18 protein-coding genes and 3 pseudogenes are annotated in these 26211 nt (G+C 71.2%); 9 read left to right on the forward strand and 12 right to left on the reverse strand.

Translation table 11 applies throughout. The features are described from left to right. Window positions 1–89 precede the first annotated feature (89 nt). Window positions 90–872, forward strand: a complete 783-nt coding sequence (locus tag OG841_RS14635; RefSeq protein WP_365122790.1) for a S1 family peptidase — start codon at window positions 90–92, stop codon at window positions 870–872. 62 nt (window positions 873–934) lie between these two features. Here the strand turns inward: OG841_RS14635 and OG841_RS14640 are convergent, their stop codons facing one another. Both OG841_RS14640 and OG841_RS14645 read right to left on the reverse strand, forming a co-directional pair. Then, on the reverse strand, window positions 935–2344 hold the full coding sequence (locus OG841_RS14640) for a hypothetical protein (protein ID WP_371565587.1): 1410 nt from the start codon (window positions 2342–2344) through the stop codon (window positions 935–937). A 50-nt stretch (window positions 2345–2394) separates the two neighbouring features. After that, on the reverse strand, window positions 2395–5406 hold the full coding sequence (locus OG841_RS14645) for a glycoside hydrolase family 3 N-terminal domain-containing protein (RefSeq protein ID WP_371565590.1): 3012 nt from the start codon (window positions 5404–5406) through the stop codon (window positions 2395–2397). A 199-nt stretch (window positions 5407–5605) separates the two neighbouring features. Between OG841_RS14645 and OG841_RS14650 the strand changes: the two genes are divergently transcribed. Further along, a complete protein-coding gene (locus tag OG841_RS14650) occupies window positions 5606–6088 on the forward strand; it encodes a hypothetical protein (protein WP_328641073.1) in 483 nt (160 codons plus the stop codon). 7 nt (window positions 6089–6095) lie between these two features. Here OG841_RS14650 and cimA read toward each other — a convergent pair whose 3' ends face one another. The 6 genes from cimA to OG841_RS14680 all read right to left on the reverse strand — a co-directional run bounded on the left by cimA (window position 6096) and on the right by OG841_RS14680 (window position 14995). Beyond that, a complete protein-coding gene (gene cimA, locus OG841_RS14655) occupies window positions 6096–7700 on the reverse strand; it encodes a citramalate synthase (protein ID WP_328641072.1) in 1605 nt (534 codons plus the stop codon). A gap of 309 nt (window positions 7701–8009) precedes the next feature. Beyond that, the gene (locus tag OG841_RS14660) at window positions 8010–9284 is read right to left on the reverse strand and encodes a TolB family protein (protein WP_371565597.1); all 1275 of its coding nucleotides are present in this window, start codon (window positions 9282–9284) and stop codon (window positions 8010–8012) included. Beyond that, window positions 9281–11359, reverse strand: a complete 2079-nt coding sequence (locus OG841_RS14665; protein WP_371565599.1) for a TolB family protein — start codon at window positions 11357–11359, stop codon at window positions 9281–9283. The genes OG841_RS14660 and OG841_RS14665 overlap by 4 nt, the downstream gene beginning before the upstream one ends. Continuing rightward, window positions 11359–12384 carry a protein TolB gene (locus OG841_RS14670; protein ID WP_371565601.1) on the reverse strand — a complete coding sequence of 342 codons (1026 nt, stop codon included), beginning with the start codon at window positions 12382–12384 and terminating at the stop codon, window positions 11359–11361. The genes OG841_RS14665 and OG841_RS14670 overlap by 1 nt, the downstream gene beginning before the upstream one ends. A 223-nt stretch (window positions 12385–12607) precedes the next feature. Beyond that, window positions 12608–13696 (reverse strand): branched-chain amino acid aminotransferase, encoded by a 1089-nt coding sequence (locus tag OG841_RS14675; protein WP_328641068.1) that lies wholly within the window; start codon window positions 13694–13696, stop codon window positions 12608–12610. Window positions 13697–13951: 255 nt separating this feature from the next. Further along, entirely contained in the window at window positions 13952–14995 is a 1044-nt protein-coding gene (locus OG841_RS14680; RefSeq protein ID WP_280862414.1) for a 3-isopropylmalate dehydrogenase, read from the reverse strand. A gap of 163 nt (window positions 14996–15158) precedes the next feature. On the opposite strand from OG841_RS14680, the gene OG841_RS14685 reads away from it, so the two are divergent. Then, window positions 15159–16715 carry a purple acid phosphatase family protein gene (locus OG841_RS14685; protein ID WP_328641066.1) on the forward strand — a complete coding sequence of 519 codons (1557 nt, stop codon included), beginning with the start codon at window positions 15159–15161 and terminating at the stop codon, window positions 16713–16715. Between the two features lie 53 nt (window positions 16716–16768). Here the strand turns inward: OG841_RS14685 and OG841_RS14690 are convergent, their stop codons facing one another. The 3 genes from OG841_RS14690 to OG841_RS14700 all read right to left on the reverse strand — a co-directional run bounded on the left by OG841_RS14690 (window position 16769) and on the right by OG841_RS14700 (window position 19795). Further along, window positions 16769–16900, reverse strand: coding sequence for a hypothetical protein (locus OG841_RS14690; protein WP_107056436.1), 132 nt, complete (start codon window positions 16898–16900; stop codon window positions 16769–16771). A gap of 297 nt (window positions 16901–17197) precedes the next feature. Continuing rightward, window positions 17198–18829: an L-glutamate gamma-semialdehyde dehydrogenase gene (pruA, locus tag OG841_RS14695; RefSeq protein WP_328641065.1), complete on the reverse strand. Its 1632-nt coding sequence runs from the start codon at window positions 18827–18829 to the stop codon at window positions 17198–17200. Window positions 18830–18868: 39 nt separating this feature from the next. Then, window positions 18869–19795 carry a proline dehydrogenase family protein gene (locus OG841_RS14700; protein ID WP_371565605.1) on the reverse strand — a complete coding sequence of 309 codons (927 nt, stop codon included), beginning with the start codon at window positions 19793–19795 and terminating at the stop codon, window positions 18869–18871. A 145-nt stretch (window positions 19796–19940) separates the two neighbouring features. Between OG841_RS14700 and OG841_RS14705 the strand changes: the two are divergent. The 5 genes and pseudogenes from OG841_RS14705 to OG841_RS14725 form a co-directional block, all read left to right on the forward strand. Further along, a pseudogene (locus OG841_RS14705) lies at window positions 19941–20703 on the forward strand (PucR family transcriptional regulator); the annotation flags it as partial. A gap of 698 nt (window positions 20704–21401) precedes the next feature. Then, window positions 21402–21809, forward strand: a pseudogene (locus OG841_RS14710) (PucR family transcriptional regulator); the annotation flags it as partial. A gap of 50 nt (window positions 21810–21859) precedes the next feature. After that, window positions 21860–22504, forward strand: coding sequence for an HAD family hydrolase (locus tag OG841_RS14715; RefSeq protein ID WP_328641063.1), 645 nt, complete (start codon window positions 21860–21862; stop codon window positions 22502–22504). 5 nt (window positions 22505–22509) lie between these two features. Then, window positions 22510–23319, forward strand: a complete 810-nt coding sequence (locus tag OG841_RS14720) for an oligopeptide/dipeptide ABC transporter ATP-binding protein (protein WP_371565607.1) — start codon at window positions 22510–22512, stop codon at window positions 23317–23319. After that, window positions 23316–24028, forward strand: a pseudogene (locus tag OG841_RS14725) (ATP-binding cassette domain-containing protein). The gene OG841_RS14720 and the pseudogene OG841_RS14725 overlap by 4 nt, the downstream one beginning before the upstream one ends. On the opposite strand, the gene OG841_RS14730 reads toward OG841_RS14725, so the two are convergent. Beyond that, window positions 23982–24572: a TetR/AcrR family transcriptional regulator gene (locus tag OG841_RS14730; RefSeq protein WP_328641061.1), complete on the reverse strand. Its 591-nt coding sequence runs from the start codon at window positions 24570–24572 to the stop codon at window positions 23982–23984. The pseudogene OG841_RS14725 and the gene OG841_RS14730 overlap by 47 nt on opposite strands. A 76-nt stretch (window positions 24573–24648) precedes the next feature. Here OG841_RS14730 and OG841_RS14735 point away from each other — a divergent pair, with 76 nt between their 5' ends. Next, complete coding sequence (locus OG841_RS14735; RefSeq protein ID WP_328641060.1) at window positions 24649–26172, forward strand: MFS transporter; 1524 nt, start codon at window positions 24649–24651, stop codon at window positions 26170–26172. Window positions 26173–26211 lie beyond the last annotated feature (39 nt).

A 26211-nucleotide genomic window follows, 5' to 3' on the forward strand; every position in this document is an offset into this window, starting at 1 on the left:
CGGCCCATGCCAGAACTTGGGCGTTTCTTTTGATGCCTAACTTGGCATGAACTCGTCAAAACCACCCCCCACCTGGAAGAGGCATCACCTTGAAGAAACTCCTCACGGCCCTCAAGAGATGTCTGGCGGTCGGAGCCGTCGCGCTCGCGATCGCCGGCCTCCAGCCCGTGTCGGCCGCGCAGGCCGCGCCCTCGCCCGTCGTCGGCGGCAGCCGTGCCGCGCAGGGCGAGTTCCCGTTCATGGTGCGCCTGTCCATGGGGTGCGGCGGGGCGCTGTACACCCAGCAGATCGTGCTCACCGCCGCGCACTGTGTGAACGGCACCGGAGCGAACACCGGCATCACCGCCACCGCCGGGGTCGTGGACCTTCAGTCCAGCAGCGGGCGGGTGCAGGTCAAGTCGACGTACGTGTACCGGGCGCCCGGGTACAACGGTGACGGCAAGGACTGGGCGCTCATCAAACTCGCCGCGCCGATCAACCTTCCTACGCTGAAGATCGCGACGACGACGCAGTACAACACCGGGACCTTCACGGTCGCGGGGTGGGGTGCGGCCACCGAAGGCGGGGCTCAGCAGCGGTATCTGCTGAAGGCCGGCGTGCCGTTCGTGAGCGACGCCACCTGCCGGGGATACAGCGGGTACAGCGGACTCATCGCGAACGAGGAGATCTGCGCGGGGTATGCCGCGGGCGGGGTCGACACCTGCCAGGGGGACTCCGGTGGGCCCATGTTCCGGCGGGACTCGGCGAACGCGTGGGTCCAGGTGGGCATCGTGAGCTGGGGCATAGGGTGCGCCCGGGCGAATGCGCCCGGGGTCTACACCGAGGTGTCCACGTTTGCCTCGGCGATCGCTTCGGCGGCCGCGTCGCTGTGAGGTGAGGCGGGTTCCGCTGCGGGCCCGGTGCGTTGCGCACCGGGCCCGTGGTTGTCGCCCACTCAGAACCCCCCGCCCCCGAAGTCCCCTCCTCCGCCGAAATCGCCACCGCCTCCGAAGTCCCCGCCACCCCCGAAGCCGCCGAAGTCCCCGGAGTCGAAGTCCGAGCCGGAGAGGTCGCCGCCCTCGTAACCGCCGAAATCGCCGTAACCGGAGCCGTAGTCGGCCGCGTAGGCGGGGGTGGCCATCATGCTGCCGAGGACCGTGCCGACCAGCAGGCCGGGGAGGAGGCCGCCGCCGAAGTAGCCGCCGGCCCAGGGGCCGTAGGCGGGGCCCGCGTCCCAGTAGGGGCGGCGGCCCTGGTCGGTGTCGACCTCGCGCATCACCGGGTCCCGGCCGTCGGACAGGCGGGTGGCGTCGGCGGCGCAGACCGGGACCTCGCGCGGGGCCCCGCCCGGCGGCGTCCAGGTGGCGTCGGTGACGGAGGGACCGTGGCGGGGGTCGAAGAAGCAGGGGACCCGGCGCTCGGGAAGGGTCCGGCCCTCACGGCGCGCCGCGAGCTGGGCCAGCGAGAAGCGGCCGTCCTCCAGGGCTCCGGTGACCGCCCGCACGTCCTCGGGTCTCGTGGCCGCCCCCATGAGCGACTTCGCCTGCTCGTACGCGTCCAGGGCCCGCTCGTAGTCCGCGCGCATCGCGTCGTCGGCGCCCGCCTCGGCCGGGTGGAAGTCCAGCCGGTCCAGTTCCTCGCCGAACGCCGTGATGTCCTCGTCCACCACCACCCGCAGCTTCTCCAGCGCGGCCCGCTGCTCCTCCGCGTGCCGGCGCCGGTTGCGCCGCACCAGCGTGTACGCGCCCGCCCCACCGGCCACGAGCACCGCGCCGACCGTGATCAGTGCCGTGCTCGAGACCCCGCCCCCGTCGTCGGAGGTCTGCCAGGTCGACGGGGCCGAGCCGCCCATGTTGGTGAGCGCGGCGGCGGTGAAGTCGGTCAGCTGGGCGCGGGTGTCCTCGCCCTGGACGGTCGTCACCAGGTTCCGTACGGCCGCGCCCGGCAGGACCGAGGCGTCGGCACGGGCGTCGAAGGCGTCGCCCAGGCGGACCGCGTACAGGCCGGTGATGCCGGTCGCGGTGCGCAGCTTCGTGAACAGGTCCTGCTTCGGGTAGTCGGCGGGCAGCACCGCGACGAACAGCGGCTTGTCCGCCTTCGTGATCCGGTCCGCCAGGGCGTCCGCGTCCTTGGCGGACAGCTGGGCCGCGGCGGCCGGATCGACGTAGACGGGGCTCTTGCGGAGGGCCTGGCCGATGGCCGAGACGCTCGTGGCGCTCGGCGTGCTCGTCGTGCTCGTCGTGTTCGTGGTGGCGGAGACGGGCCGGGCGCCCGCCGCCAGGACGGCCAGGACCGCGAGCACCAGGGCGAACAGCAGCCCTGGAAGGCTCCGGGTCCGTACTACGGCCTGCGCGGCGGCCTTCATACTTCGAAGCTACCCGAAACCTCCCGGAACCGACCTCTCAGGCGGTCGTCTCAGGCGGCCCGATACGCCTCCGTCAGCTTCCGCACCGCCTCTCCGTAGTGTCCGGTCAGCAGCAGGTGGTCGGCCTCGGCGAAGGGCTTGGCCATGGCGGCCGTCACCCGCTGTGCCGCCTTGCGCTGGACGATCAGCCGGGCCTGCCCGACGAGCGCGCGGCCCCTGTCGTCGGCGCCGGCCCGCTCGGCCGCCCTGGCCGCGGCCCCGAGCGCCTCGAGCCTGGCCGCCCCGCCGTCCGGGACCTTGGTGAGCGTGGTCAGGCCCCAGCCGTAGGGGAACTGCGGGTCGTACGCCGCGTCACCGACGTTGATCGGCAGCTGCGCCTGCGACCTGGGCCAGGTGACGGGGAGCCGGCCGGTGAAGGCCCGCTTGCCGTACAGGACGTCCGCGACCCCCTCGCCCTCGGTGCCCGGCAGCCAGGAGGCCACCAGGGCGTCGATCTCGCCGAGCCGGTCACCGATGAGCTGAGGCCGCCCGGAGACGATCAGCACCGCGCACTTCATGGCCGCGCACACCTTGTCGACGGCGGCCCGGTCGGCGGCGGACAGCTCCAGGTCGTGGCCGTTGCCGACGTCTCCGACGCCCTCGGCGTACGGGGTCTCGCCGACGACGACCACACCGACGTCGTAGCCGGTCAGCGGCTCGGAGGCGTCCTTGGAGTAGGTCAGCCGCGCGGAGTTCCCGCGCATCGCCTCCAGGATCGTCGTGCCGGGGGTGATGGCACCGGAGGCACCCTGCCAGGTGACCGTCCAGCCACCGCTCTGGTTGCCGATGTCGTCGGCGTTGGACCCGGCGACGTACACCTTCTGCGACCTCCTCAGCGGCAGCACGCTCCCCGCGTTCTTCAGCAGCACCTGCGACTCGGCGGCCGCCTCGCGTGCCACGGCCCGGTGCCCGGTGGAACCGATCCTCGAGGCGCCGCTCGTGTCGGCGTACGGCTTCTCGAAGAGCCCGAGCCTGAACTTCTGCGTGAGGATGCGCGCCACGGCGTCGTCGATCCGCTTCTCGCTGACGCGACCGGCCCGCACCTCCTGGACGAGCGCGGTGTGGAAGTCCTTGTAGGCGTAAGGGGCCATGACCATGTCGACGCCGGCGTTGACGGACGTACGGACGTCGCTCGCGTAGTCGCCGGGGATCTGGTCGATGCCGTTCCAGTCGCTGATGACGAAGCCGTCGAAGCCGAGCTTCTTCTTAAGGACTCCGTTGATCATGTCGGCGCGGGCGTGCATCTTCACCGGTCCGAGGCCGTCGCCGACGACATCGAGCGAGGAGTACGACGGCATGACCGAGCCGACGCCACGGTCCACCGCGGTCTTGTACGGCGCGAGGTGGATCGCCTCCAGCTGCGCTCGCGTGACCGTGGTGACGCCCTGGTCGATGGTGTAGGTGCCGGTGGTGGAGGAGCCGTACGCGGTTCCGCCGTCGCCGACGAAGTGCTTGGCGGTGGCGAGGACCCTGTCGTCGTCCTTCAGGTCCCGTCCGTCACGGGCGCCCTGGAGCCCCTGGACGACCGTCTCCATCGACTCGACGAGAGCCGGGTCCTCGCCGAAGGACTCGTAGGAACGGCCCCAGCGTTCGTCGCGGGTGACGCAGAGGCAGGGCGCGAAGTCCCAGGGGATGCCGGTGGCACGGACCTCGGCGGCGGTCACGGCACCTGTCCGCTGCGCGAGCCCGGGGTTCCGGGTCGCGCCGATGCCGATGTTGTGCGGCATGACCGTGGCACCGACCAGATTGTTGTGGCCGTGGACGGCGTCGACGCCGTAGATGAGCGGGATCTGGAACCTGGTTGCCTGCGCCCGGAGTTGGAAGGAGTCGATCATCTTCGCCCAGGCCTCCGCGGTGTTGGGCGTGGGCGTGGAGCCGCCGCCGGAGAGCAGCGAGCCGAGGTCGTCGGCGGCGATGTCGGCCCCGGTCCCGACGGCTCCGCGCTCGGCCTGGGTCATCTGACCGGTCTTCTCCGCGAGGGACATCCGGGAGAGGAGGTCCGCGACCCTCTTCTTCACGGGGAGCTTGCTGTTCAGATACGGCAGCCCGTGCGCGTCGATGACGACCTGCGGGGTCTCGGCGGGGGCCTTGGCGCCGGTGACGGTGAGCTTGAGGGGGATGGTCTCGGCGGTCTCGGAGGCGGTCCTGTCCTTGCGGGTGACGACCTGGAGGGTGCGGGTGGTGCCGGACGCGGTGCCCGCGGGGAAGGTGAACTCGCCCTTCAGGGGAACGTAGTCCGCGTCCGAGGCCGTGCCGCCCGCCGTCTCGTAGGCGACCGTCACCGGTTCGTCGATCGGGGCGGAGCCGGTGGTGGCGACGGTGATTCCGACCTTCGCGGTCCTGCCCTGCGTGACCGGGTAGACGGCGGAGTCGGTGGTGACGTTCGCGCGCAGCGACTGGTCGGCCTTGCCGTACAACTCGACGCCGTCCAGGGCGAATCGGCCGGGTGCGCCGACGGGGAGTGTGACGCCGTACCCCCACATCTCCGTCAGCCCCAGGACGTGGTCGATGCCGCCGACGGGCTGGTAGTCGGTGCGATAGGCGAAGTCCGTGAAGGGGATCTCGATCTGCTTCCAGCCGCTGAAGTCGTCGGTGAAGGACGTCGTCCACAGCTCGGAGGCCTCGCCGTTCGCGCCGCCGTCCTTGAGCTCGAAGGCGACCTTCCTGCCGTTGTTCTGGCCTTCCCACCAGAAGCGGATGCCCCGGTGGGCGGACCAGTCGTGGGCGGGCTCGGCGAAGGCGAAGTCGTGTGTGAAGCCGCCGTAGCCGCTGATGTCATAGGTGCCGGTGAGGACCTGGTCTCCCTCGGGAGCGTCATCCCGGGGGCCGAGCTTGAGAGTTGGCGGGTCGTCGGTGTCGCTGCCCCAGGTGAAGATGCCGTTCTCCGGCGGGCTCGCGAAGGGGACTTCGCCCTCGAAGCGGTCGACCGGAACCGGGGGCGGGTCGTCGGCGGCTCGGGCGACGGCCAGGGGCAGCAGGGAGGTGAGCAGGGCGGCGGAGACGAGCAGGGCGGTTCTTCGCATGGACCTTCCCTCGGCTCTCAGGGTTCACACAGGACTTACCTCACGGCGTGAGTGAACTGAGAGCACGCGAGTCCGTCAAGACAGCACGTCGGCCATTGCGTCCCGGGCGCGTTGTACGACCGCAACGCGACCGGTGCGCAACGGTGGTCGTGCGGCGGAGCGAGCGGTGCCATCCTCGGCAGGCGACGGGGGTGGGGCTGTGAGACGACGGTTCATCGGCGGGGTGGCTCTGGTGGGCGGAGCCGTGGGGCTGTTGAGCGGGTGCACGGCCGTCGATCTGCCGCTGGCCGGGGTCCGGGTCGGGGCGAACGGGGCGCCGTACGCGTTGCTCAGGCCGTGCGGGGACGAGGACTACCGCACGCCCGGGCTCGACGGGTGGGTCGGGGAGGGACCCGTCACCACCGGGTGGCTCGTGAAGAAGACGAAGCTGAGCGGAGACGCCGACTTCCCGCTGTTCTCGCCTCCGGCCGCCTGGGGCGCCCGGCACCGGGGCACCCAGCGGCTGCTGCCGAAGCACCACTACACGCTGAGCTTCGGCCACTACGTGACCGGCGACTCCTACAACGGCCTCGTCACCTTCACCGCCGCCGACCTCGACGCGCTCGAGCCCGGCCAGGTCTGGGCCGACGGCCGGGCCATGAGCCTCGGCGAGTTCGAGGAGCTCGCCGAGGACTCGTGCTGAGCAGTGGCTACTCCGCCGGCTCCACCCCGGCCCGCAGCAGCCCGTACGTGTAGGCGTCCTCCAGGGCCTGCCACGACGCCGCGATCACGTTCTCCGCGACGCCCACCGTCGACCACTCCCCCGTGCCGTCCGACGTGGAGATCAGGACGCGGGTGGTGGACTGGGTGCCGTGGACGCCTTCGAGGATGCGGACCTTGTAGTCGACGAGGTCGAGCTTGGCGAGCTGGGGGTAGATCTTCTCCAGGGCCACGCGCAGGGCGCGGTCGAGGGCGTTGACCGGGCCGTTGCCCTCCGCGGTGGCGACGATGCGCTCGCCCTTGGCGAAGAGCTTGACCGTGGCCTCGTTGGCGTGGGTGCCGTCGGGGCGGTCCTCCACGATCGCGCGCCAGGACTCGACCCCGAAGTACTTCAGGGGCTTGCCCTGGACCTCGGCGCGCAGGAGGAGTTCGAAGGAGGCGTCGGCGGCCTCGTACGTGTAGCCCTTGAGTTCGCGTTCCTTGACCCGCTCCACGACCCGGCCGACCAGCTCGCGGTCGCCGCCGAGGTCGACGCCGAGTTCCTTGCCCTTGAGCTCGATCGAGGCGCGGCCCGCCATGTCGGAGACCAGCATCCGCATGGTGTTGCCGACCTGCTCGGGGTCGATGTGCTGGTAGAGGTCCGGGTCGACCTTGATCGCGGAGGCGTGCAGGCCCGCCTTGTGGGCGAAGGCCGAGACGCCGACGTAGGGCTGGTGGGTGGAGGGAGTGAGGTTGACGACCTCGGCGATCGCGTGCGAGATGCGGGTCATCTCGCGCAGCTTGCCGTCGGGGAGGACCTTCTTGCCGTACTTGAGCTCCAGGGCCGCGACGACCGGGAAGAGGTTGGCGTTGCCGACCCGCTCGCCGTAGCCGTTCGCAGTGCACTGGACGTGGGTCGCGCCCGCGTCCACGGCGGCGAGGGTGTTGGCGACCGCACAGCCGGTGTCGTCCTGGGCGTGGATGCCGAGCCGGGCACCGGTGTCCGCGAGGACGGTCGCGACGACCGCCTGGACCTGGGCCGGGAGCATGCCGCCGTTGGTGTCGCAGAGGATGACGACGGAGGCGCCGGCCTCCGAGGCCGCCCGTACGACGGCCTTCGCGTACTCCGGGTTCGCGCGGTAGCCGTCGAAGAAGTGCTCGCAGTCGACGAAGACGCGGCGGCCCTGGTCCTTCAGGAAGGACACCGTGTCGCGGACCATCTCCAGGTTCTCGTCCAACGTCGTCCTGAGCGCCAGCTCGACGTGTCGGTCGTGCGACTTGGCGACCAGGGTGATCACGTCGGCGCCAGAGTCCAGGAGGGCCTTGACCTGCGGGTCCTCCGACGCCTTCGCGCCCGCCCGACGGGTCGCGCCGAAGGCGACGAGCTGGGCGTGCCGGAAGTCGATCTCCTGCCGGGCGCGGGCGAAGAACTCGGTGTCCCGTGGGTTGGCGCCGGGCCAGCCGCCCTCGATGAAGCCCACGCCGAAGTCGTCCAGGTGCCGTGCGATGGCCAGCTTGTCCGCGACGGTGAGGTTGATGCCCTCCCGCTGGGCGCCGTCGCGCAGGGTGGTGTCGAAGACGTGGAACTGATCGTCGAGCTCGCTGGTTGCGGTCATGGTCTCAAGGCTCCTGAGGATTGGATCTCGGTCGTACCGGAATGACCGGCTCCACCGCCCCCACATACTCCCTCGCGCTCTCGCCTCCGGCTGCGGGTGGGCCAGAAATGCGAAAAACCCCTCGCGGGTGCGAGAGGTCTGCGCGCGGGTCGAGGACGACGGTGTCCGCCCGTACCTGGTCGTACGTGGCGGTCACTGCGGACCGGCGCGCCTGCTGCCAATAATCATGGCGAACGAGAGCACGGAGGCAGTCTGGCACAGACCGCCCCCGTGCTCACCCTCCGTCTCAGGATGCGAGCACTGTGCTGCTCATCGAAGGTGCCGTACGAACGCGTCGGTGCCCTCGTTGGTGTCGCCGGCCGGGATCAGCGTCGGGTCGGAGGACTGGAAGAGGATCCGGCGGGCGCCGTCGGCGATCCGGCCCGGCAGGACGTCGGCCGTCGCGGTGCCACCGGTCGTGTCCGGGGTGACGAGGGTCGTGGTGCCCTTCTTCAGGTCCCGCAGATAGACGGGGTACTCCTCGCCGTACCGGCTGCCGGGCTCGGCCACCTTCGACATGAACGTGAGATAGCGGCCGTCGGCGCTGATCGCCGCGTTCCGGGTGTAGACCTCGCCGCGGCCGCCCTGGGTGCCGTGGATGCGCTCGTTGGTGCCGGTGCGCAGGGAGTGCACGAACACGTTCCAGCTCACGTCGGTGTCGTCGGGAACCAGGTGGGTGTCCCGGGACTCGAAGACGACCGTACGGCCGTCGCCGCTGATGGACGGGTTCAGCGACTCCCGCTCGGTCTGCGAGCCGTCGTAGGAGCGGTCGATCTGAGTGTGCTCGCCCGTGCCGCGGTCGTACATCCAGACGTCGCCCCAGTCGTCGCCGCGCGGCCCGTTCGCGTAGGAGTACTGGTAGACGATCCGGCGCCCGTCGTCACTGACCGTCGGCCGGGAGGCGTTGCGCGGCTCCCAGGTGGGCTTGGGGTGGCTGACGCGCTCGGTGGTGCCCTTGATGCGGTCGCGCAGGAAGACCACGCCGGTGTTCCCGGCGGTCTCCTGGAGCGTGTAGACGGCGTAGCGGCCGTCGGGGCTGACGGAGATCTCGGCGGGCCGCCCGGTGAAGCCCTCGGGGACCTCGATACCGAACCCGACCCGCTTGCCCGTCCCGATGTCGTGGATCCACAGCTCCGCGGACTCCGGGCCGTACTCGGCGTAGACGTAGCGGCCGTCGTTCAGGACCGCCACCAGACCCCCGAAGCCCGCGAAGCGGAGCTTGCCGGTGTGCGGGTCGCGCAGGTACATACCGCCGTGCGGCACATGGGGGTCCAGGTCCTCGGCGTCCGAGGTGAGGGCGAGGTGGCGACCGTTGCGGCTGATGACCGCGGTGCGTGTGACGCCGTTGCCCGCCTTTCCCTCCGGGGTGACGCTGACCGGCTCGGTGTACGGGCCCCTGGGTGCGGCGGTCGCCGCCGGAGCCGTGAGTGCCGCGGTGGCGATGGCCGCCAGGAGCGCGGCTGCCAGGCGCTTCTTGCCGTGCATGGTTGGTCCCCCGTGATCGGTCGTTGACATCGCGTTGTCCGTCATTGCGTTGTCCGTCATTGCACTGTCCTGAGGAACACGTCCGACACTCCGTTGGTGTCCCCCTCCACCAGATCGGGTGACGCCGACTCGAACGCGACGACCGTGCCGTCGGCGTTGACGGAGGGGTGTCCGGCCGGGAGGTCGTTGCGGCCGCCCCAGCGGTCGACGCTGATCAACTGGCGCTTTCCGGTCGCGAGTTCGAGCAGGTGGATGGAACGGCCCGCTGTGTACGCCACCCGGGTGCCGTCTCCCGAGAGCGAGGGCTGGGTGCCCCCGACCCGGGTCGTGGTGCCGGTGTCGAGGTCGCGGACGTAGGAGTCGCGGCCCGGCTGGTAGGCGACCTTGCGGCCGTCCGCACTGAGGGAGGGTGCCGACGCGCGCTCCGCGGCCTTCTCCAGGGTGCCGGTGTCCAGGTCACGGACGTACACGGAGCCGCCCTGCTCGAAAGCGATGTACCGGCCGCCGTAGTTGACGGACGGGTTGCCCGCCGCTCCGCCCGTGGGCGCGCTGACCACGTCGGTGCCGCCGCCGTTGAACTTGAAGCGGTAGACGCGGGGTTGCGGGTCCGGATCGCTGTCGGTGGCGGGCAGGGTCGCCGCGTAGGTGAGCCACTGGCAGGTGGGGTCCACCACGGGCTGTCCCATCCAGGTGAAGCGGACGCCCTGGTAGGAGCCCAGGCTGGTGAGCTTGCCGACCGCGCGGTTGCGGATGTGGACCCCCGGGCCGCCGTCGGAGGCGTAGGGGGCCACATAGCCGACCTCGCGTCCGCTGTAGCAGGGGGTGCCCTCGGACGACGGTTTCTGGCCGGCCGAGTTGACCTGCGAGACGCCGCTGGGGGTGTTCACGAAGACATCGCCCTCCGAGGTGAAGGAGACGACCTTGTCCTGCCCCATCGCCGCGTCGTAGGACGCTCCGGCCCGCTGCTGCCCGTCCCGGGTCGTGCTGATGCGCTCGGTGACGGACGGCATCGGCGCCGGGTTCCTGCGCAGCCCGCCGGAGAAGACGAACACGTCCGACTCCGCGTTGGTGTCGCCCGGAACCAGGTGGGACGCCGTCGAACTGAAGGCCACCGCACGGCCCTTGGCGGCCAGTGCGCCGTCCATCACCTGGGCGCTCGGCGGCAGAGCGGCCCCCCGCAGCCCGGTACGCAGATCACGCACCCGGGTGCCGTCGTCGCCGGCGACGACGGCGTACCGGCCGTCGGCCGTGGCCGAGAGCGGCCGTCCGTCGGCCACCCGCCGCGACTCGCCGGTGCGCAGGTCGTGGACGTACAGGCCGCTCTCCGCGTCGAGGAGGACACGGCGGCCGTCCGCGGTGATGCTGACCAGGTAGGCGACTCCGAGGCCCGTGTCCACCTGGGTCCGCTCGCCCGTCCTGCGGTCCTTGACGTAGACGTCGACGGGATCCTCGTCGCTGTCGACGCGGACGCCGTACGCGACCCGCTTTCCGTCTCCGCTCACCGAGGCCCCGGCCTTCTGGCCCTCCTCGGCAGGTGAGACCAGTTCGTCGGTGCCGGTGGCGGTGTCGCGGACGTACAGGAGCCGGGTGTTCTCCGGGCCGTTGCGGTTGCCGATGGTGTACGCGACGTGCGTGCCGTCCGGGCTGATCGACTGCACGCCGCCCAACTCGTTGAAGCCGGGCGGATCTTGCGGCCACAGCTTCTCCGCGCGGCCGGTGGCGCGGTCGTACAGATAGGGGGCCAGGAAACGGGTGCCCGCGGAGAAGGCGATACGGCTTCCGTCGGCGCTCGGCGTCGGTGAGCCGTACGTGTGGCCGCTGCCGAGGTCGATCTTCGTGACCCCGCCGTCGGACAGGTCCTTCACCAGCAGACACGGGGTGAAGTCCGCGCACCCGAAGCTCGACGCGACGGACACGAACGCGACATGGCGGCCGTCGGCACTGATCGCGGCTTCGCTCGAGGATCCGTCCGCCTGGCCGCCGTCGGCACCGGTGCTCACACGCTGGGTGGGGGACTTCCCGGGACGGGACTGGGCCTGGGTCTGGGCGTGGGACTGGGCCTGGGCCTGGGCGGTGGTACCGGCCAGGGCGAGAACAACTGTCGCTCCCAGCAGGGCTCTTGAGACGCGGGACATCAGCGGGACCTCCACTGGAAGACGTCGTGCACACCATTGGTGTCACCGGGGACGACGTCCGCGTCCTCCGTGGAGTAGACGACCGCGCGGCCCCGGTCGGAGACCGATCCGTCGACGGCACCGCCGTTTCCGACGAGCTCGCGGTGTCCGCCGTGCAGCAGCCAGAGGTTCGACTGCCCGTCCTGGAGCAGCAGTCGGCGCCCGTCGGGGCTGACGGCCCGCACCTGGACGCCGGGGAAGTGCCGGACCCGGTCCGTGCGCAGATCGCGTACGTACGAGCCGTCCGCCGAATCCATCACGAGGACCCGGCCGTTGACGCTCAGCTGTACGACGGTCGAGCGGGTGCCGTCGTCCACCTCGGTCTGCGTACCGGTGGCGCGGTCGGCGAGCCATACGTCCCCGGTGCCGTTGTCCTGGTAGGCGACGAGGCGGCCGTCACCGCTGAGGGACGGGTTGTCCATGTCCCGGGCGGAGTCGGCCGGGCCCGCGCTGACGGTCTCGGTGGTGCCGGTGACCCGGTCGTAGAGGTCGATGCGGGTCGGGAACTGCGGGTGCCCGGACCACTGGTAGGCGAGGTAGCGGCCGTTCGCGCTGATCTCCGGGGAGGCCGCGCTGTCCTGGGCGTCGCCCCCGACCCGGGCTCTCGTGCCGTTGGTCAGGTCGGTCAGGAAGACGTTGATCTTACGGCTGCCCCAGTCGATGTACGTGGCCCAGCGGCCGTCGGCGCTGAGCCGGGGCGTGCTGAGCGCGTTCTCCATCTTGGTGACCTCGGCGGTTCTCAGGTCACGGACGTAGGAGTAGGTGCCGGGGTGGGTGATCCCCTCGGGCACGAGGTTGGTCGCGGACGAACGGAACGCCACGAAGCGGCCGTTCGGCGTGGTGACCGCGGCGCTGGAGGCCTTGTCGCCCTGGGTTCCGTCGGCGGCGGTGCTGACGCGGTCGACGTGCGGTGCGGCGGATGCGGTGGTACCGGTGAACGCGACGAGTAAGGCCGCGCCTGAAAGACATGCGGCGGCTCCGGACATGTTCCCCCCTGTGGTCCCCGTTGACGCATACCCCCGGCCCCGCGCCGAGGGCTCCCTACGAGGCAAACGCACCATCGACCACAGGGTCAATCGGTCTTATTGCGTACAACCCGGGCGGAAGGTCACGCGTCCGCGCGGAGCCGAAGGAGCGGAGGAGGTGACCGGAATACGCGACGGGCCCGCCCGGACATCGTCCGCACGGGCCCGTGGAACGGCCGCCGGGTCAGCCCAGCTTGTGCATCCAGCCGTGCTTGTCCTCCCTGACACCGCGCTGGATGCCGAGCAGCGCCTCGCGCAGCTTCAGGGTGACCTCGCCGGGCGCGCCGTCGCCGTGGGTCCAGGCGTCCGTCTTCGTCTTGACGTGGCCGATCGGCGTCACGACCGCGGCGGTGCCGCAGGCGAAGACCTCGGTGAGGGCGCCGGACGCGGCGTCGGCACGCCACTGGTCCAGGGTGACGACACCTTCCTCGGCGGTGTAGCCGAGGTCGCGGGCGACCTGGAGGAGGGAGTCACGGGTGATGCCCTCGAGGATCGAGCCCGTGAGCGACGGCGTGACGATCCGGTCGCCGTACACGAAGGCGATGTTCATGGAGCCGGACTCCTCGACCTTGGTGCGGGTCACCGCGTCGAGGTAGACGACCTGGTCGCAGCCGTTCGCGGCGGCCTCGGCCTGCGGGAGGAGGGAGGCCGCGTAGTTGCCGCCGGTCTTGGCGTCGCCGGTGCCGCCGGGGACCGCGCGGACGTAGTCCTCGGAGACCCAGATCGTGACCGGCTTGACCCCGCCGGCGAAGTACGCCCCGGACGGGGAGGCGATCAGCATGAAGAGGTACTCGTTGGCCGGGTGGACGCCGAGCGCGGCCTCCGTGGCGAACATGAAGGGCCGCAGGTAGAGGGACTCCTCGCCGCCGTGCGGCGGGACCCAGTCGGCGTCCTGGCCGATCAGCGCGTCGAGGGCCTCGATGAACAGCTCCTCGGGCAGCTCGGCCATCGCCATCCGGCGGGCGGAGTTGCGGAAGCGCCGGGCGTTGGCCTCCGGCCGGAACACGGCGACCGAGCCGTCGGCCTGGCGGTACGCCTTCAGTCCCTCGAAGATCTCCTGACCGTAGTGCAGGACGTGGGTGGAGGGGTCCAGGGAGATGGGGCCGTACGGGACGAGCTGTGCGTCGTGCCAGCCGCGCCCCTCGGTCCACTTGATCGTCACCATGTGGTCGGTGAAGTGTCGGCCGAACCCGGGATGGGCCAGGATCGCCTCGCGCTCGGCGGCGGAGAGCGGGCTGGCGGAGGGCTTGAGCTCGATCGTGGGCGTCGTCATGAGTGGTTGTCCTTCACCGGTTGTGTAGTGACGGGCCGCGCTCACGCCCTTTTACTGTCAGTGACCAGTGCTAGGACGTCCGAGCATTCCCTCATTCCGCGGCTCCGCGTTCGATTATCGCAAGCGGGGAGCCGAGGAAGAAACGGCGTGAAATGCGACCCGGGGGATGATGGTGGCACCCGGCGGGGGACATGCGAAAGCCGCCGGGTGCGAGTGACCCGGCGGCTTCGAATGGTTTTCGAGTGGCGCGCCCGGTCAGCCGGCTACGCGTACGGCGAGCGCGTCGCCGATCTCCGACGTGCTGCGGGCGGGCTTGCCGGTGCGCTCGGCGAGGTCGGCGGTGACCGCCTCGTCGATGCGGGCGGCCTCGGCCTCGAAGCCGAGGTGGCGCAGGAGCAGGGCGACGGACAGGACCGTGGCGGTGGGGTCGGCCTTGCCCTGACCCGCGATGTCGGGCGCTGAGCCGTGGACCGGCTCGAACATCGAGGGGAACTCGCCGGACGGATTGATGTTGCCGCTCGCGGCGACGCCGATGCCGCCGGAGACGGCCGCGGCGAGGTCGGTGATGATGTCGCCGAAGAGGTTGTCGGTGACGATCACGTCGAACCGGGCCGGGTCGGTGACCAGGTAGATCGTGGCCGCGTCGACGTGGATGTAGTCGGTGGTGACCTCGGGGAACTCCTCGGCCACCTTGTTGAAGATGTTCGTCCACAGGTGTCCGGCGAAGGTCAGCACGTTGTTCTTGTGGACCAGCGTGAGCTTCTTGCGCGGACGGGCCTGGGCGCGGGCGAAGGCGTCACGGACCACGCGCTCGACACCGAAGGCCGTGTTCACGGAGACCTCGGTGGCGACCTCGTGCTCGGTGCCCTTGCGGATGGTGCCGCCGTTGCCGGTGTACGGCCCCTCGGTGCCCTCACGGACGACGACGAAGTCGATGGCCGGCTCGCCCTTGAGGGGCGTGTCGACACCCGGGAGCAGCTTCGACGGACGCAGGTTCACGTGGTGGTCGAAGGCGAAGCGGAGCTTGAGCAGGAAGCCGCGCTCCAGCACGCCGGAGGGGACCGACGGGTCGCCGATGGCGCCCAGCAGGATCGCGTCGTGCTTCTTCAGCGCGTCGAGGTCGGCGTCGGTGAGCGTCTCACCGGTGTCGTGGTAGCGGCGGGCGCCGAAGTCGAAGTCCTTGGTCTCCAGCTTCACATCCTGCGGAAGGACGGCGGAGAGGACCTTCAGACCTTCGGCCACGACCTCCTGGCCGATGCCGTCACCGGGAATCACTGCGAGATTGATGCTGCGAGACATGCGGGAACCCTACTCCTCGTCCCATGGGATGACATGACCTGTCCGCGATACGGACACGTGACGGGAGGGGCCGCACGGACGGGCGTCAGTGGGCGTCAGTCCTTCGACTCACGTTCACCTGAAGGTATGGCGGTTGTCGGTGTCCGCTGGGAAGTTCACAGCCATGGACCTCCCCGACTTCGGCATTCCGCCCCAGCTCGCGCGCCGGATGACCATGGCCGAGCAGCACGAGTACCTGAGGACGAAGCTGTCCCGGCGCCGCACGCTGGTGACGGCGGGCGCGGTCGCGGGCGGCCTGCTGACCGGCTGCGCGGGAAACGGCCCTTCGAGCCCGGCCACCACCGGCTCCCCCACGGCCACGGTGCACGGTTCCGCCGTCTCCCCCTTCGGCCGTCATCTCGCCTTCGGCGCCGACCCGAGGACGCAGATGCGGATCTCGTGGCAGGTCCCGCTCGCGGTGAAGAGGCCTTACGTCCGCGTCGGCCTGAAACCCGACGACCTGAGCCGGAAGATCGAGGCCGAGCTCCGCGACCTGCACACTCCGGGGCAGACCGGCGTACGCCTGGCCCTCGACCAGTACTACCTGCACGCGGCCCTGGACGGCCTGCGCCCCGGCACGACGTACTACTACGGCGTCGGCCACGACGGCTTCGACCCGGCGGACGCGAGCCGCCGCTCGACCATCAGCAGCTTCCGTACGGCCCCTGCGAGCCCCGGGAAGTTCGTCTTCACCGCCTTCGGCGACCAGGGCGTCGGCACCGCCGCGGCCGCCAACGACAACCTCCTGCTGCGTCAGAAGCCCGCTTTCCACCTCCACGCCGGCGACATCTGCTACGCCGACGGCAACGGCCAGGGCCTGACGTCGGACGGCTACGACCCGGCCTTCTGGGATCTGTTCCTCAAGCAGAACGAGGAGGTCGCGCGGAGCGTGCCGTGGATGGTGACGACCGGCAACCACGACATGGAGGCCTGGTACTCACCCGACGGCTACGGGGGCCAGCTCGCCCGCTGGTCCCTCCCGGACAGCGGCTTCGCCCCGCGCTCGGCGCCGGGTGTGTACTCCTTCGTCTACGGCAACGTCGGCGTCGTGGCGCTGGACGCGAACGACGTGTCGTACGAGATCCAGGCCAACTTCGGCTGCACGGGCGGGAAGCAGACGACGTGGCTGGAGAAGAAGCTGGCCGAACTGCGCGCGGCCAAGGGAATCGACTTCGTCGTCGTCTACTTCCACCACTGCGCGTACTCGACGTCCTCGCACGCCTCCGACGGCGGGGTGCGCGCCGAGTGGCTGCCGCTGCTGGAGAAGCACCAGGTGGATCTGGTGATCAACGGGCACAACCACGTGTACGAGCGGACGGACGCGATCCGCGGCGGCGAGGTGGGCCGGGCGGTACCGGTCGGCGGCGCCACGGATCCGACGCGGGACGGGATCGTGTACGTGACGGCCGGCGGGGGCGGCCGGGATCTGTACGGCTTCCCGGCGGGCGTGAAGGAGAGCTACGAGGGGCGCGTGCACGACCACGAGTCCGTCGAGACCTTCCAGTGGACGAAGTCCAAGCAGCCCCGGAAGGAGACGGTGGAGTGGTCGCGGGTGCGCTACCGCGGGTTCTCGCTGCTCTCGGTGGAGGCGGAGAGCGGGGCGCGGCCACGGCTGACGGTGTCGGCGCTCGCGCAGAGCGGGCAGCGCGTCGACCACTTCGAGGTGCGGCGCGGGGCCTGACGGGCCCGCGCCGCACCTCATGCGGGTGCGGCTCCCGGCTTCGGGGGGGTCGGTCAGTGACCGGTCGAGCCGCCGTTGTCACGGCGGTCGAGGGCGCGCTGCAGGGCTGCGGCGGCGTTCTTGCGGTCGGACTCGCTGGTCCGGGAGATGTGACGGACTCGACGGCGGGCGGTCGTCTCGGCCATGAGAAATCGACTCCTTCGAATTCCAGGGAAGGGGACAACGAGACGCCGGAAGGGGCGGGGAGCGGCGGGCCGCAGGGGTTGCCTGCACGGGGCCCGGCTCACGACCGCCATTCGCTTGATCGAGCGAGACGTTCGGCTCCTACAAAGCTAAGGGAGGACGGCCGGTCTGTCTCCACAATTACTCGGACTTCCTACTATCTGAGACGGCGGAGTGGATCAACCGCCACTGAGCTGCGGTTTCACAAGCGGATGGGGCCGGGCACCAGCCCGGCCCCATCCAACGGCTGACGGGAGCTGTCAGCCCATGTGCGGGTATCCGTAGTCGGTGGGCGGGACCAGGGTCTCCTTGATGGCGCGGGTCAGGGTCCAGCGCTGGAGGTTCTGCGGGGCGCCGGCCTTGTCGTTGGTGCCGGAGGCGCGGCCGCCGCCGAAGGGCTGCTGGCCGACGACGGCGCCGGTGGACTTGTCGTTGATGTAGAAGTTGCCGGCCGCGTAGCGCAGCTTCTCCATCGTGTACGCCGCCGCCGCGCGGTCGGACGAGATCACCGAGCCCGTCAGCGCGTAGTCGGACGCCGACTCCATCTGGGTCAGCATCTCCTCGTACGTGTCGTCCTCGTAGACGTGGACCGCGAGGAAGGGGCCGAAGTACTCGGTGGTGAAGACCTCGTTCGCCGGGTCCGTGCACTCGACGACGGTCGGGCGGACGAACCAGCCGACCGAGTCGTCGTAGGTACCGCCCGCGACGATCGTGCAGGTGGGGTCCGACTGTGCGCGGTCGATCGCCGCCTTGTTCTTGGCGAAGGCGCGCTCGTCGATGACCGCGCCGATGAAGTGGGACAGGTCGGTGACGTCACCCATGGCGATGCCGTCCACCTCGGCGGCGAACTCCTCGCGGAAACCGCTGTTCCAGATCGACGCCGGGATGTAGGCCCGGGAGGTCGCCGAACACTTCTGGCCCTGGTACTCGAAGGCACCGCGGGTCAGGGCGGTCTTCAGGATCGCGCGGTCGGCGCTCGGGTGGGCGACGACGAAGTCCTTGCCCCCGGTCTCGCCGACCAGGCGCGGGTAGGTGCGGTACTTCTCGATGTTGGCGCCGACCGTCTTCCACAGGTGCTGGAAGGTCTTGGTGGACCCGGTGAAGTGGATGCCCGCGAGGTCCCGGTGCTCCAGGGCGACCTTGGAGACCTCGATGCCGTCGCCGGTGACGAGGTTGATGACGCCCTTGGGCAGACCGGCCTCCTCGAGGAGCTGCATGAGCAGCACGGCGGCGTGGGTCTGCGTGGGGGACGGCTTCCACACGACCACGTTGCCCATGAGCGCCGGAGCCGTCGGCAGGTTGCCCGCGATCGCCGTGAAGTTGAACGGCGTGATCGCGTAGACGAAGCCTTCGAGGGGGCGGTGGTCGAGGCGGTTCCAGACACCCGGGGAGTTGGCCGGGGGCTGCTCGGCGAGCAGGTCGCGGGCGTACTTGACGTTGAAGCGCCAGAAGTCGATCAGCTCGCAGGGCGTGTCGATCTCGGCCTGCTGGGCGGTCTTGGACTGGCCGAGCATGGTGGAGGCGGCCAGCGTCTCGCGCCAGGGGCCGGAGAGCAGTTCGGCGGCGCGCAGGATGATCGCGGCGCGGTCGTCGAAGGACATCGCACGCCAGGCGGGGGCGGCGGCGAGCGCCGCGTCGATGGCGTCCTGGGCGTCCTGCTGGGTGGCGTTGCGGTAAGTGCCCAGCACGGCCTTGTGGTTGTGCGGCTGCACGACCTGGAAGGCCTCGCCGCCGCCCAGCCGCTTCTCGCCGCCGATGGTCATCGGCAGGTCGACGGGGTTCTCGGCCAGCTCCTTGAGCTTCACCTCCAGCCGAGCCCGTTCGGGCGAGCCGGGGGCATAGCCGCGCACCGGCTCGTTGACGGGGGTGGGGACCTGGGTCACAGCGTCCATGAGATCCGTAACTCCTTGAACTTGAGCGGGTGTTCGGGCTCAGCCCTTGCTGATCATGCTGCGGACGAAGAAGCGCAGGTTCGCCGGCTTCTCCGCGAGCCGCCGCATGAAGTAGCCGTACCAGTCGGTGCCGTAGGCCGTGTAGACGCGCATCCGGTGGCCCTCGGCGGCCAGCCGCAGGTGTTCGTCGCCGCGGATGCCGTAGAGCATCTGGAACTCGTACTCGTCGGGCTTGCGGCCCGCCTGCCGGGCAAGTTCCTGGGCGATGGAGATCAGGCGCGGGTCGTGGGTGCCGACCATCGGGTATCCCTCGCCCTCCATGAGGATGCGCAGGACCCGGACGTACGCCTTGTCGATCTCGTGTTTCTGCTGGTAGGCGACTTCCGCGGGCTCCTTGTACGCGCCCTTCACGAGCCGCACCCGGCTGCCCGCCCCGGCGAGCCGGCGGGCGTCGGCCTCGGTGCGGAAGAGGTAGGCCTGGATCACGCAGCCGGTCTGCGGGAAGTCCTTCCGCAGCTCCTCGTGGATGGCGAACATCGAGTCGAGGGTGGTGTGGTCCTCGGCGTCGAGCGTGACGGTCGTCCCGATGGCGGCGGCCGCCTCGACGACCGGCCGGACGTTCGCCAGGGCCAGCTCGTGACCGCCGGGCAGCGCCTGGCCGAACATCGACAGCTTCACCGACATCTCGGCCCTGGTACCCAGTTCGAGTGTCCTGAGCCGCTCGATGAGCGCCAGATAGGCGTCCCGGGCGGCTTCCGCCTGTTCCGGCGTGGTGATGTCCTCGCCGACGACGTCCATCGTCAGCTCCAGACCGCGGTCGGTCAGCTCGCGGACGATCGGCACGATCTCGTCGACCGTCTCGCCCGGGATGAAGCGGTCGACGACCCGCTTGGTCACCGGGGCCGCCGAGATCAGGCGTCGCATCCGGTCGCTGCGCGACGCGGCAAGAATCACGGGACCCAGCACGGGGCACCTCCACAAACCAGCAGATAGAACCACCGTGAAATCTAAGGATCCCCCCGATCGTCGGCCATCGACAGCTGTCACGCATCCGTGCCGCAGATCTCAGACAGATGTATGAAGCGGGGTGTTTTTGCGCGAGAATGCCCGAGTGACAGGCGACTACAAAGGTGACTACCAGGAGCTGGTCGACGAGATCTCGGAGCTCCTGGGGGTGCCGGCGACCCTGGAGAACCGCGACTTCGAGCTGATCGCCTTCGGTGCGTACGACAGTGAGGGCGACCTCGATCCGTCCGCACTGGACCCCGTCCGCACCCGCTCGATCCTGACCCGGCGCTCCACGACCGCGGTCCGGACGTGGTTCGAGGGCTTCGGCATCACCCGGGCGAGCGGGCCGGTGCGGATTCCACCCACTCCTGAGGCGGGGGTCTATCGCGGGCGGATCTGTCTGCCCGTACGTCACCGGGGGGTCGTCCTCGGTTACGTCTGGCTCCTGGACTCCGAGCCCGGCCCGACCGACCGGCAGCTGGACGCGGCGATGCGGGTGACGGCCCGAATCGGCGCGCTGCTCGCGGACGAGGCGCAGCACGGGGCCGACCTGAGCCGGGAGCTGCGGGCGGTGCTGACCGCCGAGCGCGGCTGGCAGGGCGACATGGCGGTGGCGGCCCTGCGCACGGCCCTGGGCTCCCGCGCCGACGGCCCGTACACCGTGGTGTGCGTCGCCCCATGGCCGTCCACCGACCCGGACGACGCCCCGTCGGCCCGCACGGTCCCGCAGGCGACGGCGTGGTGCACGGTGCCGTGGGGTGCGACGGGCCTGGGACTGGCGGTACTGGTACGACTACGCGCGACCGACACGCTGACACCGGCGAGTTCGGCGGCGGGGCGGTTGCTGGAGCGGGCGCGGGGTGTGGAAGGGAGCGGCGGCGGTGCCTACGGCGAGCCGGGGAGCGGCGGCGGCCGCAGCGGCGACGAGCCGAGCACAGGCAGGTCGGGCGGGACGCATGGCGGTCGGCCGGCCGAGAACAAGGCCACCGGGCCGGACGACGGCAGGTCGCACAGCAGCGACGACAGCGGACCGGGCGGCGCCCGGAGCGGCGGCAACCCGCCGGGAAGCGGCAGCAGCGTCGGGCCGGTTCAGGACGCGCCGGGCACGAGGCGGGGAGCGGCGGGGGCGGGCGCGACGCGGGGAGCGGCGGGCTCCGGCGGCGCGGCCCCGGGCACGGCGGGGGCGGGCGCGGCGGGGCCGGGCGCGGCAGGGTCAGGTGCGGCGCGGGACACGGCAGGCTCCGGCGCGGCGGCCCCGGGCACGGCGGGCGACACGGCAGCTTCCGGCACGACTGGGGGCACAGCAGCCCCGGGCGTGACGCGGGGAGCGGCGGGCTCCGGCGCGGCGGCCCCGGGCACGGCGGGCGACGCGGCAGCTTCCGGCGCGACGGGGGGAACCGCAGCCACGGGCGCGACGCGGGGTGCGGCAGGCTCCGGCGCGGCGGCCCCGGGCACGGCGGGCGACACGGCAGCTTCCGGCGCGACGGGGGGAACCGCAGCCACGGGCGCGACGCGCAGTACCGCCGCCCCGACCGCGACACGGGACGCCGCAGTCCCCAGTGCCGTGGCCGCCGGAATCGCCGCCGCTCGCGTGGGCCTCGCCGAGCTGGCCCCCGCCTGGCAGGAGGCGTCCGCCGCGGCCCGGGCGGCGCTCGCCGAACCCGGGTTCGGGCCGGTCGCGGAGTGGTCGCGCATCGGCCCGTACCGTCTGCTGACCGCGCTGCCCCCCGAAACGGCCCACGACCCCGTCGTGCGACCCCTTCTCTCCCCCGCCCACCGGGAACTCGCCCGCACCGCCGAGGTCTACCTCGACTGCGCGGGCCAGGCGGGCCGCACCGCTGCCGCACTGGGTATCCACCGCCAGACCCTCTACTACCGCCTCTCCCGCGTCGAACAGCTCACCGGGCTGGACCTGGACGACGGCGAGGACCGGCTGCTGCTGCACATGGCACTCAAGGGCGCGCGGCTGTAAGTGCTGATCGCCGCGTTCGGCGCGCGACCGGCCCGGGGAGGCTGATCCCCATGCCTCTGCTGATGATCGACCTCGACAACACCCTCGTCGACCGGGACGCCGCCTTCCGCGCGGCAGCGACCACGTTTCTCGCCGAACACGGCCTGCCCGAAGGGGACTTGAACTGGCTGATGGCCGTCGACGCGAGCGGCTGCACACCACGGCGGGAGGTCGCGCGGACGCTGTCCGAGCGGTACGGCGGCATCGACGCCCAGGAGTTCCTGGACCGCGGCGCGGCCGACCGGATCATCCTGTCCGACCCGGTCCGTGAGGCGCTCGTCGAGGCCCGCGCCGACGGCTGGTCCTGCGTGATCGTGACCAACGGGCGGACCGTCCAGCAGGAGACGAAGATCCGCAACGTCGGCCTCGACCGGCTCGTCCACGGCTGGGTGATCTCCGAGGCGGCCGGGCACTGGAAGCCCGAGCCGGAGATCTTCCACGCGGCGGCCGCCGTCGCCGGAGCCGCGCTCGACGGCTCGTGGATGATCGGCGACTCGGCACCCGCGGACATCCGGGGCGCGCTGGGCGTCGGAGCGCGGAGCGTGTGGGTCTCGGCCGGCCGGCCGTGGACGGAACCGGACTACCGGCCCACCCTCACCACGCCGGACACCGCGTCCGCCATCCGCCGCGTGACCAGCGGTCGGGACAATTATTGAACGGCGTGTACGAGGGACGGGCCGACGTGGCCGAGGGGCTGCTCGGGCCCACGCTGCCGTGGGCAGCCGAGCTGCGCGGGCACGTCGGACACGCCAAGGCCGGCAAGCCGACCGGGCAGACCGCCACCCTCGGCACCTTGGTCCCGCAGGACACCCTCCCGGCGCCGTCCCCCGTCCACCCGGTCGGCGACCAACTCGCCGCCGCCGTACGGTCGGTACGGGGTCTGGGCCGACGGGAGGCGCGCGCCATCGTGGTGGCCGCGCTGGACCGGGTGGGCATCCCCGACGCCGCCCGCCGGGCCCGTGCCCACCCGCACGAGCACTCCGGCGGCATGCGCCAGCGGGCGGTCGTCGCGATGGCCACCGTCAACGAGCCGGACATCCTGGTCGCCGACGGACCCACCACCGCCCTGGACACCGACCATCGCGAGCTGGTGCTCCAACTCCTCGCGGAGCAGCGGGAGTCGAGGGGCACGGCGCTGGTGCCGGTCACCCACGACATGGACGCGGTACGGCGCCACGCGCACCGGGCGCTGGTGATGTACGCCGGTCGCGCGGTGGAGACGGGCCCGGCACGCGAGGTCCTGGCCCACCCCCGGGCCCCGTACACCGCGGGCCTTCTCGCTCCCCTCCCGGAGAACGCACGGGGCCGCCGTCTCGTCGCCCTCCCCGGCTCACCGCCGGCCCCGCACGCTCTCCCCCATGGCTGCGCCTTCGCCCCGCGCTGCCCGCTGGCGACGGACGTGTGCCACCACGAGGAACCTGAGCCGACAGGTGAGCGGTCGGTCGCCTGTCACCACGGGGAGAAACTGTGAGCGCTCCGCTTCTCGACGTCAGTGACCTGGTCGTCCGCCACGGCACGACGACCGCCGTTGACCACGTCTCCTTCACCCTCGAAGCGGGCGAGACGCTCGCCCTCGACGGCCCGTCCGGCTGCGGCAAGTCGTGCACCGCCCTGGCGGTACTCCAACTGCGCCGTCCGGACGGAGGTGAAGTGCGCTTCGAGGGGAGGGAGTTGACCTCGCTGAGGACCGCGAACTCCGCCCCCTCCGTCCCCTCCGCCCCCGCATGCAGCCTGTCTTCCAGGATCCGTACGGCTCCCTCAGCCCTCGCCACCGCATCCGGGACGCGGTGGCGGAACCTCTGCGGGTCCAGGGGCGCCGCCCCACGCCCGCCCAGGTCGCCGAACTGCTCGACCGGGTCGGCCCGGACCCGTCGTACGGCGACCGGCACCCGCACGAACTCTCCGGCGGCCAGTGCCAACGCGTGGGAATCGCCCGGGCGTTGGCCTCCGGCCCGCGTCTGCTCGTGCTGGACGAGCCGGTGTCGGCGCTGGATCCCTCCGTCCGGGCCGGGATCCTCAACCTCCTCGCCGACCTCCGGGACGAGCTCGGCCTCGGCTACCTGTTCATCTGCCACGACCGGGCGGTCGTACGGCACTTCGCGGACCGGGTACTGGAGATGCGGGACGGGCGGATCAGCTCCGGTCGAAACCCTCGGCCACGCGCCGCAGGCCCTCGGTGAGCTGGCCGGCGTCGGTCGCCGTGTCCGGGTTGAAGACCCACTGGACCATGAGCCCCTGGAGCAGGGTCTGGTAGAAGCGGCCCTCGGTGTCGATGGTCTCCTTGTCCTGCTCCTCTTCCGGGATGTCGTTGAACAGGGGCAGGAGACCCGAGCGCCCCTGCTCCTCCGCCTCGACGAGCATCTGGCGGATCTCCGCCAGCCGCTCCCCCTGGACGACCACCTCGAAGCTCAGCATCCAGATCGCCCGCGCCTCACCCACGGCGCTGGTGATGCTCGTCCACACCTGCCGGAACCGCTCCAGCGAGCCGGCGGGCGTCGCCTTCGCGGCCTCCCCCTCCCCGCCCGGCTCGAAGCGATGCCCCGTGGCCTCGATGAGGGCGACGTACGCCTGCACCAGCAGCGCGTCCTTCGAGCCGTAGTGATAGCCGATGGACGCCAGGTTCGTCCCGGACTCCTTGACGATGTCCCGCGCGGTCGTCCGCAGGAACCCCTTCTCCAGCAGGCAGCGCTTGGCGCCTTCGAGCAGATCCTCGCGATGTCCCATGCGCTCAGCCTATCTAGACAAGCGATTTATACAAGCGTCATAGACAAGCGTTTAAGACGCTCGTATAGTCACCGGCATGACGAACCCGACTCCCGCCGGTTCCCTGGCCGGCCGCCGCGAATGGACCGCCCTCGGCGTCCTGATGCTTCCGCTGCTCCTGGTCTCGATGGACGTCTCCGTCCTCTACTTCGCGATCCCGTCCATCAGCGCCGACCTGGAGCCGAGCGGCACCCAGCAGCTGTGGATCTTCGACATCTACGCCTTCGTCCTGGCCGGCCTGCTGATGACCATGGGCTCGCTCGGCGACCGCATCGGCCACCGCAGGCTCCTGCTGATCGGCGCCGCCGCCTTCGGCACCGCCTCACTGGCGGCGGCGTACGCGAACAGCGCCGAGGTGCTCATCGCGGCCCGCGCGGTACTCGGCATCGGCGGCGCGACCCTGATGCCGTCGACGATGGCCCTGCTCCGCACGATGTTCACCGACCCCGGCCAGCGCGCGAAGGCGATCGGTCTGTGGTCCGGCGTGATGACGGCCGGGATCGCGCTCGGCTCGGTGATGAGCGGTGTGCTGGTCGAGTACTTCTGGTGGGGCTCGGTCTTCCTGGTCAACCTGCCCGCGATGGCACTGCTGCTGATCCTCGGCCCGGCACTGCTCCCCGAGTCGCGGAACGCCACCCCCGGCCGCTTCGACTGGCTGAGCGTCCCGCTGTCGATGGCCGCCGTGCTCCCCGTGGTCTACGGCCTCAAGGAGATCCCCTCGGAGGGCTGGAACGTCCGCTACGTCGTCTCGATCACCGTCGGCCTGCTCTTCGCGGCCCTCTTCGTCCAGCGCCAGCGCACCGCGGCCTCGCCGATGATCGACCCCGCCCTGTTCCGCGGCCGCGGCTTCGCGCCGTCCGTCGCCCTGAACCTCGTCTCGGCGTTCGGGATCATGGGGTCGGCCTACTTCACCACGCAGTACCTTCAGTCCGTGCTCGACAAGAGCGCGCTGGAGGCGGCCCTGTGGGCGCTGCTGCCGTCGGTGCCGATCGGGGCCGCGGCGCCGGTCGCGACCGCGCTGGTCCAGAAGGGCGTCAACCGCGCCTCTGTCGTCACCGCGGGCTTCGCGATCGCCGCGGCCGGCTTCGCGATGCTGGCCTTCGCCGGTACGGACTCGATGTGGCTGGTGCTGGCCTCCTGCGGTGTCCTCGCGGTAGGCGCCGTCATCGTCATGTCCCAGATCATGGACCTCGCGATGGGCACCGCCCCGGTGGAGCGGGCCGGTGCCGCATCCTCCCTGATGGAGACCGGCTCGGAGTTCGGCGGTGCGCTGGGCATGGCGGTCCTCGGCTCCATCGGTACGGCGGTCTACCGCCACGACATGCCGGCCTCGGCACCCGACGTGGCCCGCGAGACGCTGGGCGGGGCGCTGGCCGTCGCCGATCGGGTACCGGGGCTGGCGACCGTGGCCCGGGAGGCGTTCACCAACGGGATGCAGGGGGCGGCGATCGCGGGGGCGGTGCTGCTCGCGGGGGCGGCGGTGCTGGCCGCGGTGACACTGCGCCGGGTCGAGCTGCACACGCCGCAGGAGGCATCGGAGCCGGAGAAGGTGCCCGCGTAACAGAAAAGCGCCGGGCGGGCCGAGGAAACCCTCGGCCCG

Source organism: Streptomyces canus (genome assembly GCF_041435015.1).
GTDB lineage: Bacteria > Actinomycetota > Actinomycetes > Streptomycetales > Streptomycetaceae > Streptomyces > Streptomyces canus_G.

What these genes read in the sequence shown, in the direction of transcription:
- OG841_RS14640 (WP_371565587.1), bottom strand. Translation starts at nt 2,344, where the DNA reads ATGAAGGCCGCCGCGCAGGCCGTAGTACGGACCCGGAGCCTTCCAGGG.
- OG841_RS14645 (WP_371565590.1), bottom strand. Translation starts at nt 5,406, where the DNA reads ATGCGAAGAACCGCCCTGCTCGTCTCCGCCGCCCTGCTCACCTCCCTG.
- cimA (WP_328641072.1), bottom strand. Translation starts at nt 7,700, where the DNA reads ATGACCGCAACCAGCGAGCTCGACGATCAGTTCCACGTCTTCGACACC.
- OG841_RS14660 (WP_371565597.1), bottom strand. Translation starts at nt 9,284, where the DNA reads ATGACGGACAACGCAATGACGGACAACGCGATGTCAACGACCGATCAC.
- OG841_RS14665 (WP_371565599.1), bottom strand. Translation starts at nt 11,359, where the DNA reads ATGTCCCGCGTCTCAAGAGCCCTGCTGGGAGCGACAGTTGTTCTCGCC.
- OG841_RS14670 (WP_371565601.1), bottom strand. Translation starts at nt 12,384, where the DNA reads ATGTCCGGAGCCGCCGCATGTCTTTCAGGCGCGGCCTTACTCGTCGCG.
- OG841_RS14675 (WP_328641068.1), bottom strand. Translation starts at nt 13,696, where the DNA reads ATGACGACGCCCACGATCGAGCTCAAGCCCTCCGCCAGCCCGCTCTCC.
- OG841_RS14680 (WP_280862414.1), bottom strand. Translation starts at nt 14,995, where the DNA reads ATGTCTCGCAGCATCAATCTCGCAGTGATTCCCGGTGACGGCATCGGC.
- OG841_RS14685 (WP_328641066.1), top strand. Translation starts at nt 15,159, where the DNA reads ATGGACCTCCCCGACTTCGGCATTCCGCCCCAGCTCGCGCGCCGGATG.
- OG841_RS14690 (WP_107056436.1), bottom strand. Translation starts at nt 16,900, where the DNA reads ATGGCCGAGACGACCGCCCGCCGTCGAGTCCGTCACATCTCCCGGACC.
- pruA (WP_328641065.1), bottom strand. Translation starts at nt 18,829, where the DNA reads ATGGACGCTGTGACCCAGGTCCCCACCCCCGTCAACGAGCCGGTGCGC.
- OG841_RS14715 (WP_328641063.1), top strand. Translation starts at nt 21,860, where the DNA reads ATGCCTCTGCTGATGATCGACCTCGACAACACCCTCGTCGACCGGGAC.
- OG841_RS14730 (WP_328641061.1), bottom strand. Translation starts at nt 24,572, where the DNA reads ATGGGACATCGCGAGGATCTGCTCGAAGGCGCCAAGCGCTGCCTGCTG.
- OG841_RS14735 (WP_328641060.1), top strand. Translation starts at nt 24,649, where the DNA reads ATGACGAACCCGACTCCCGCCGGTTCCCTGGCCGGCCGCCGCGAATGG.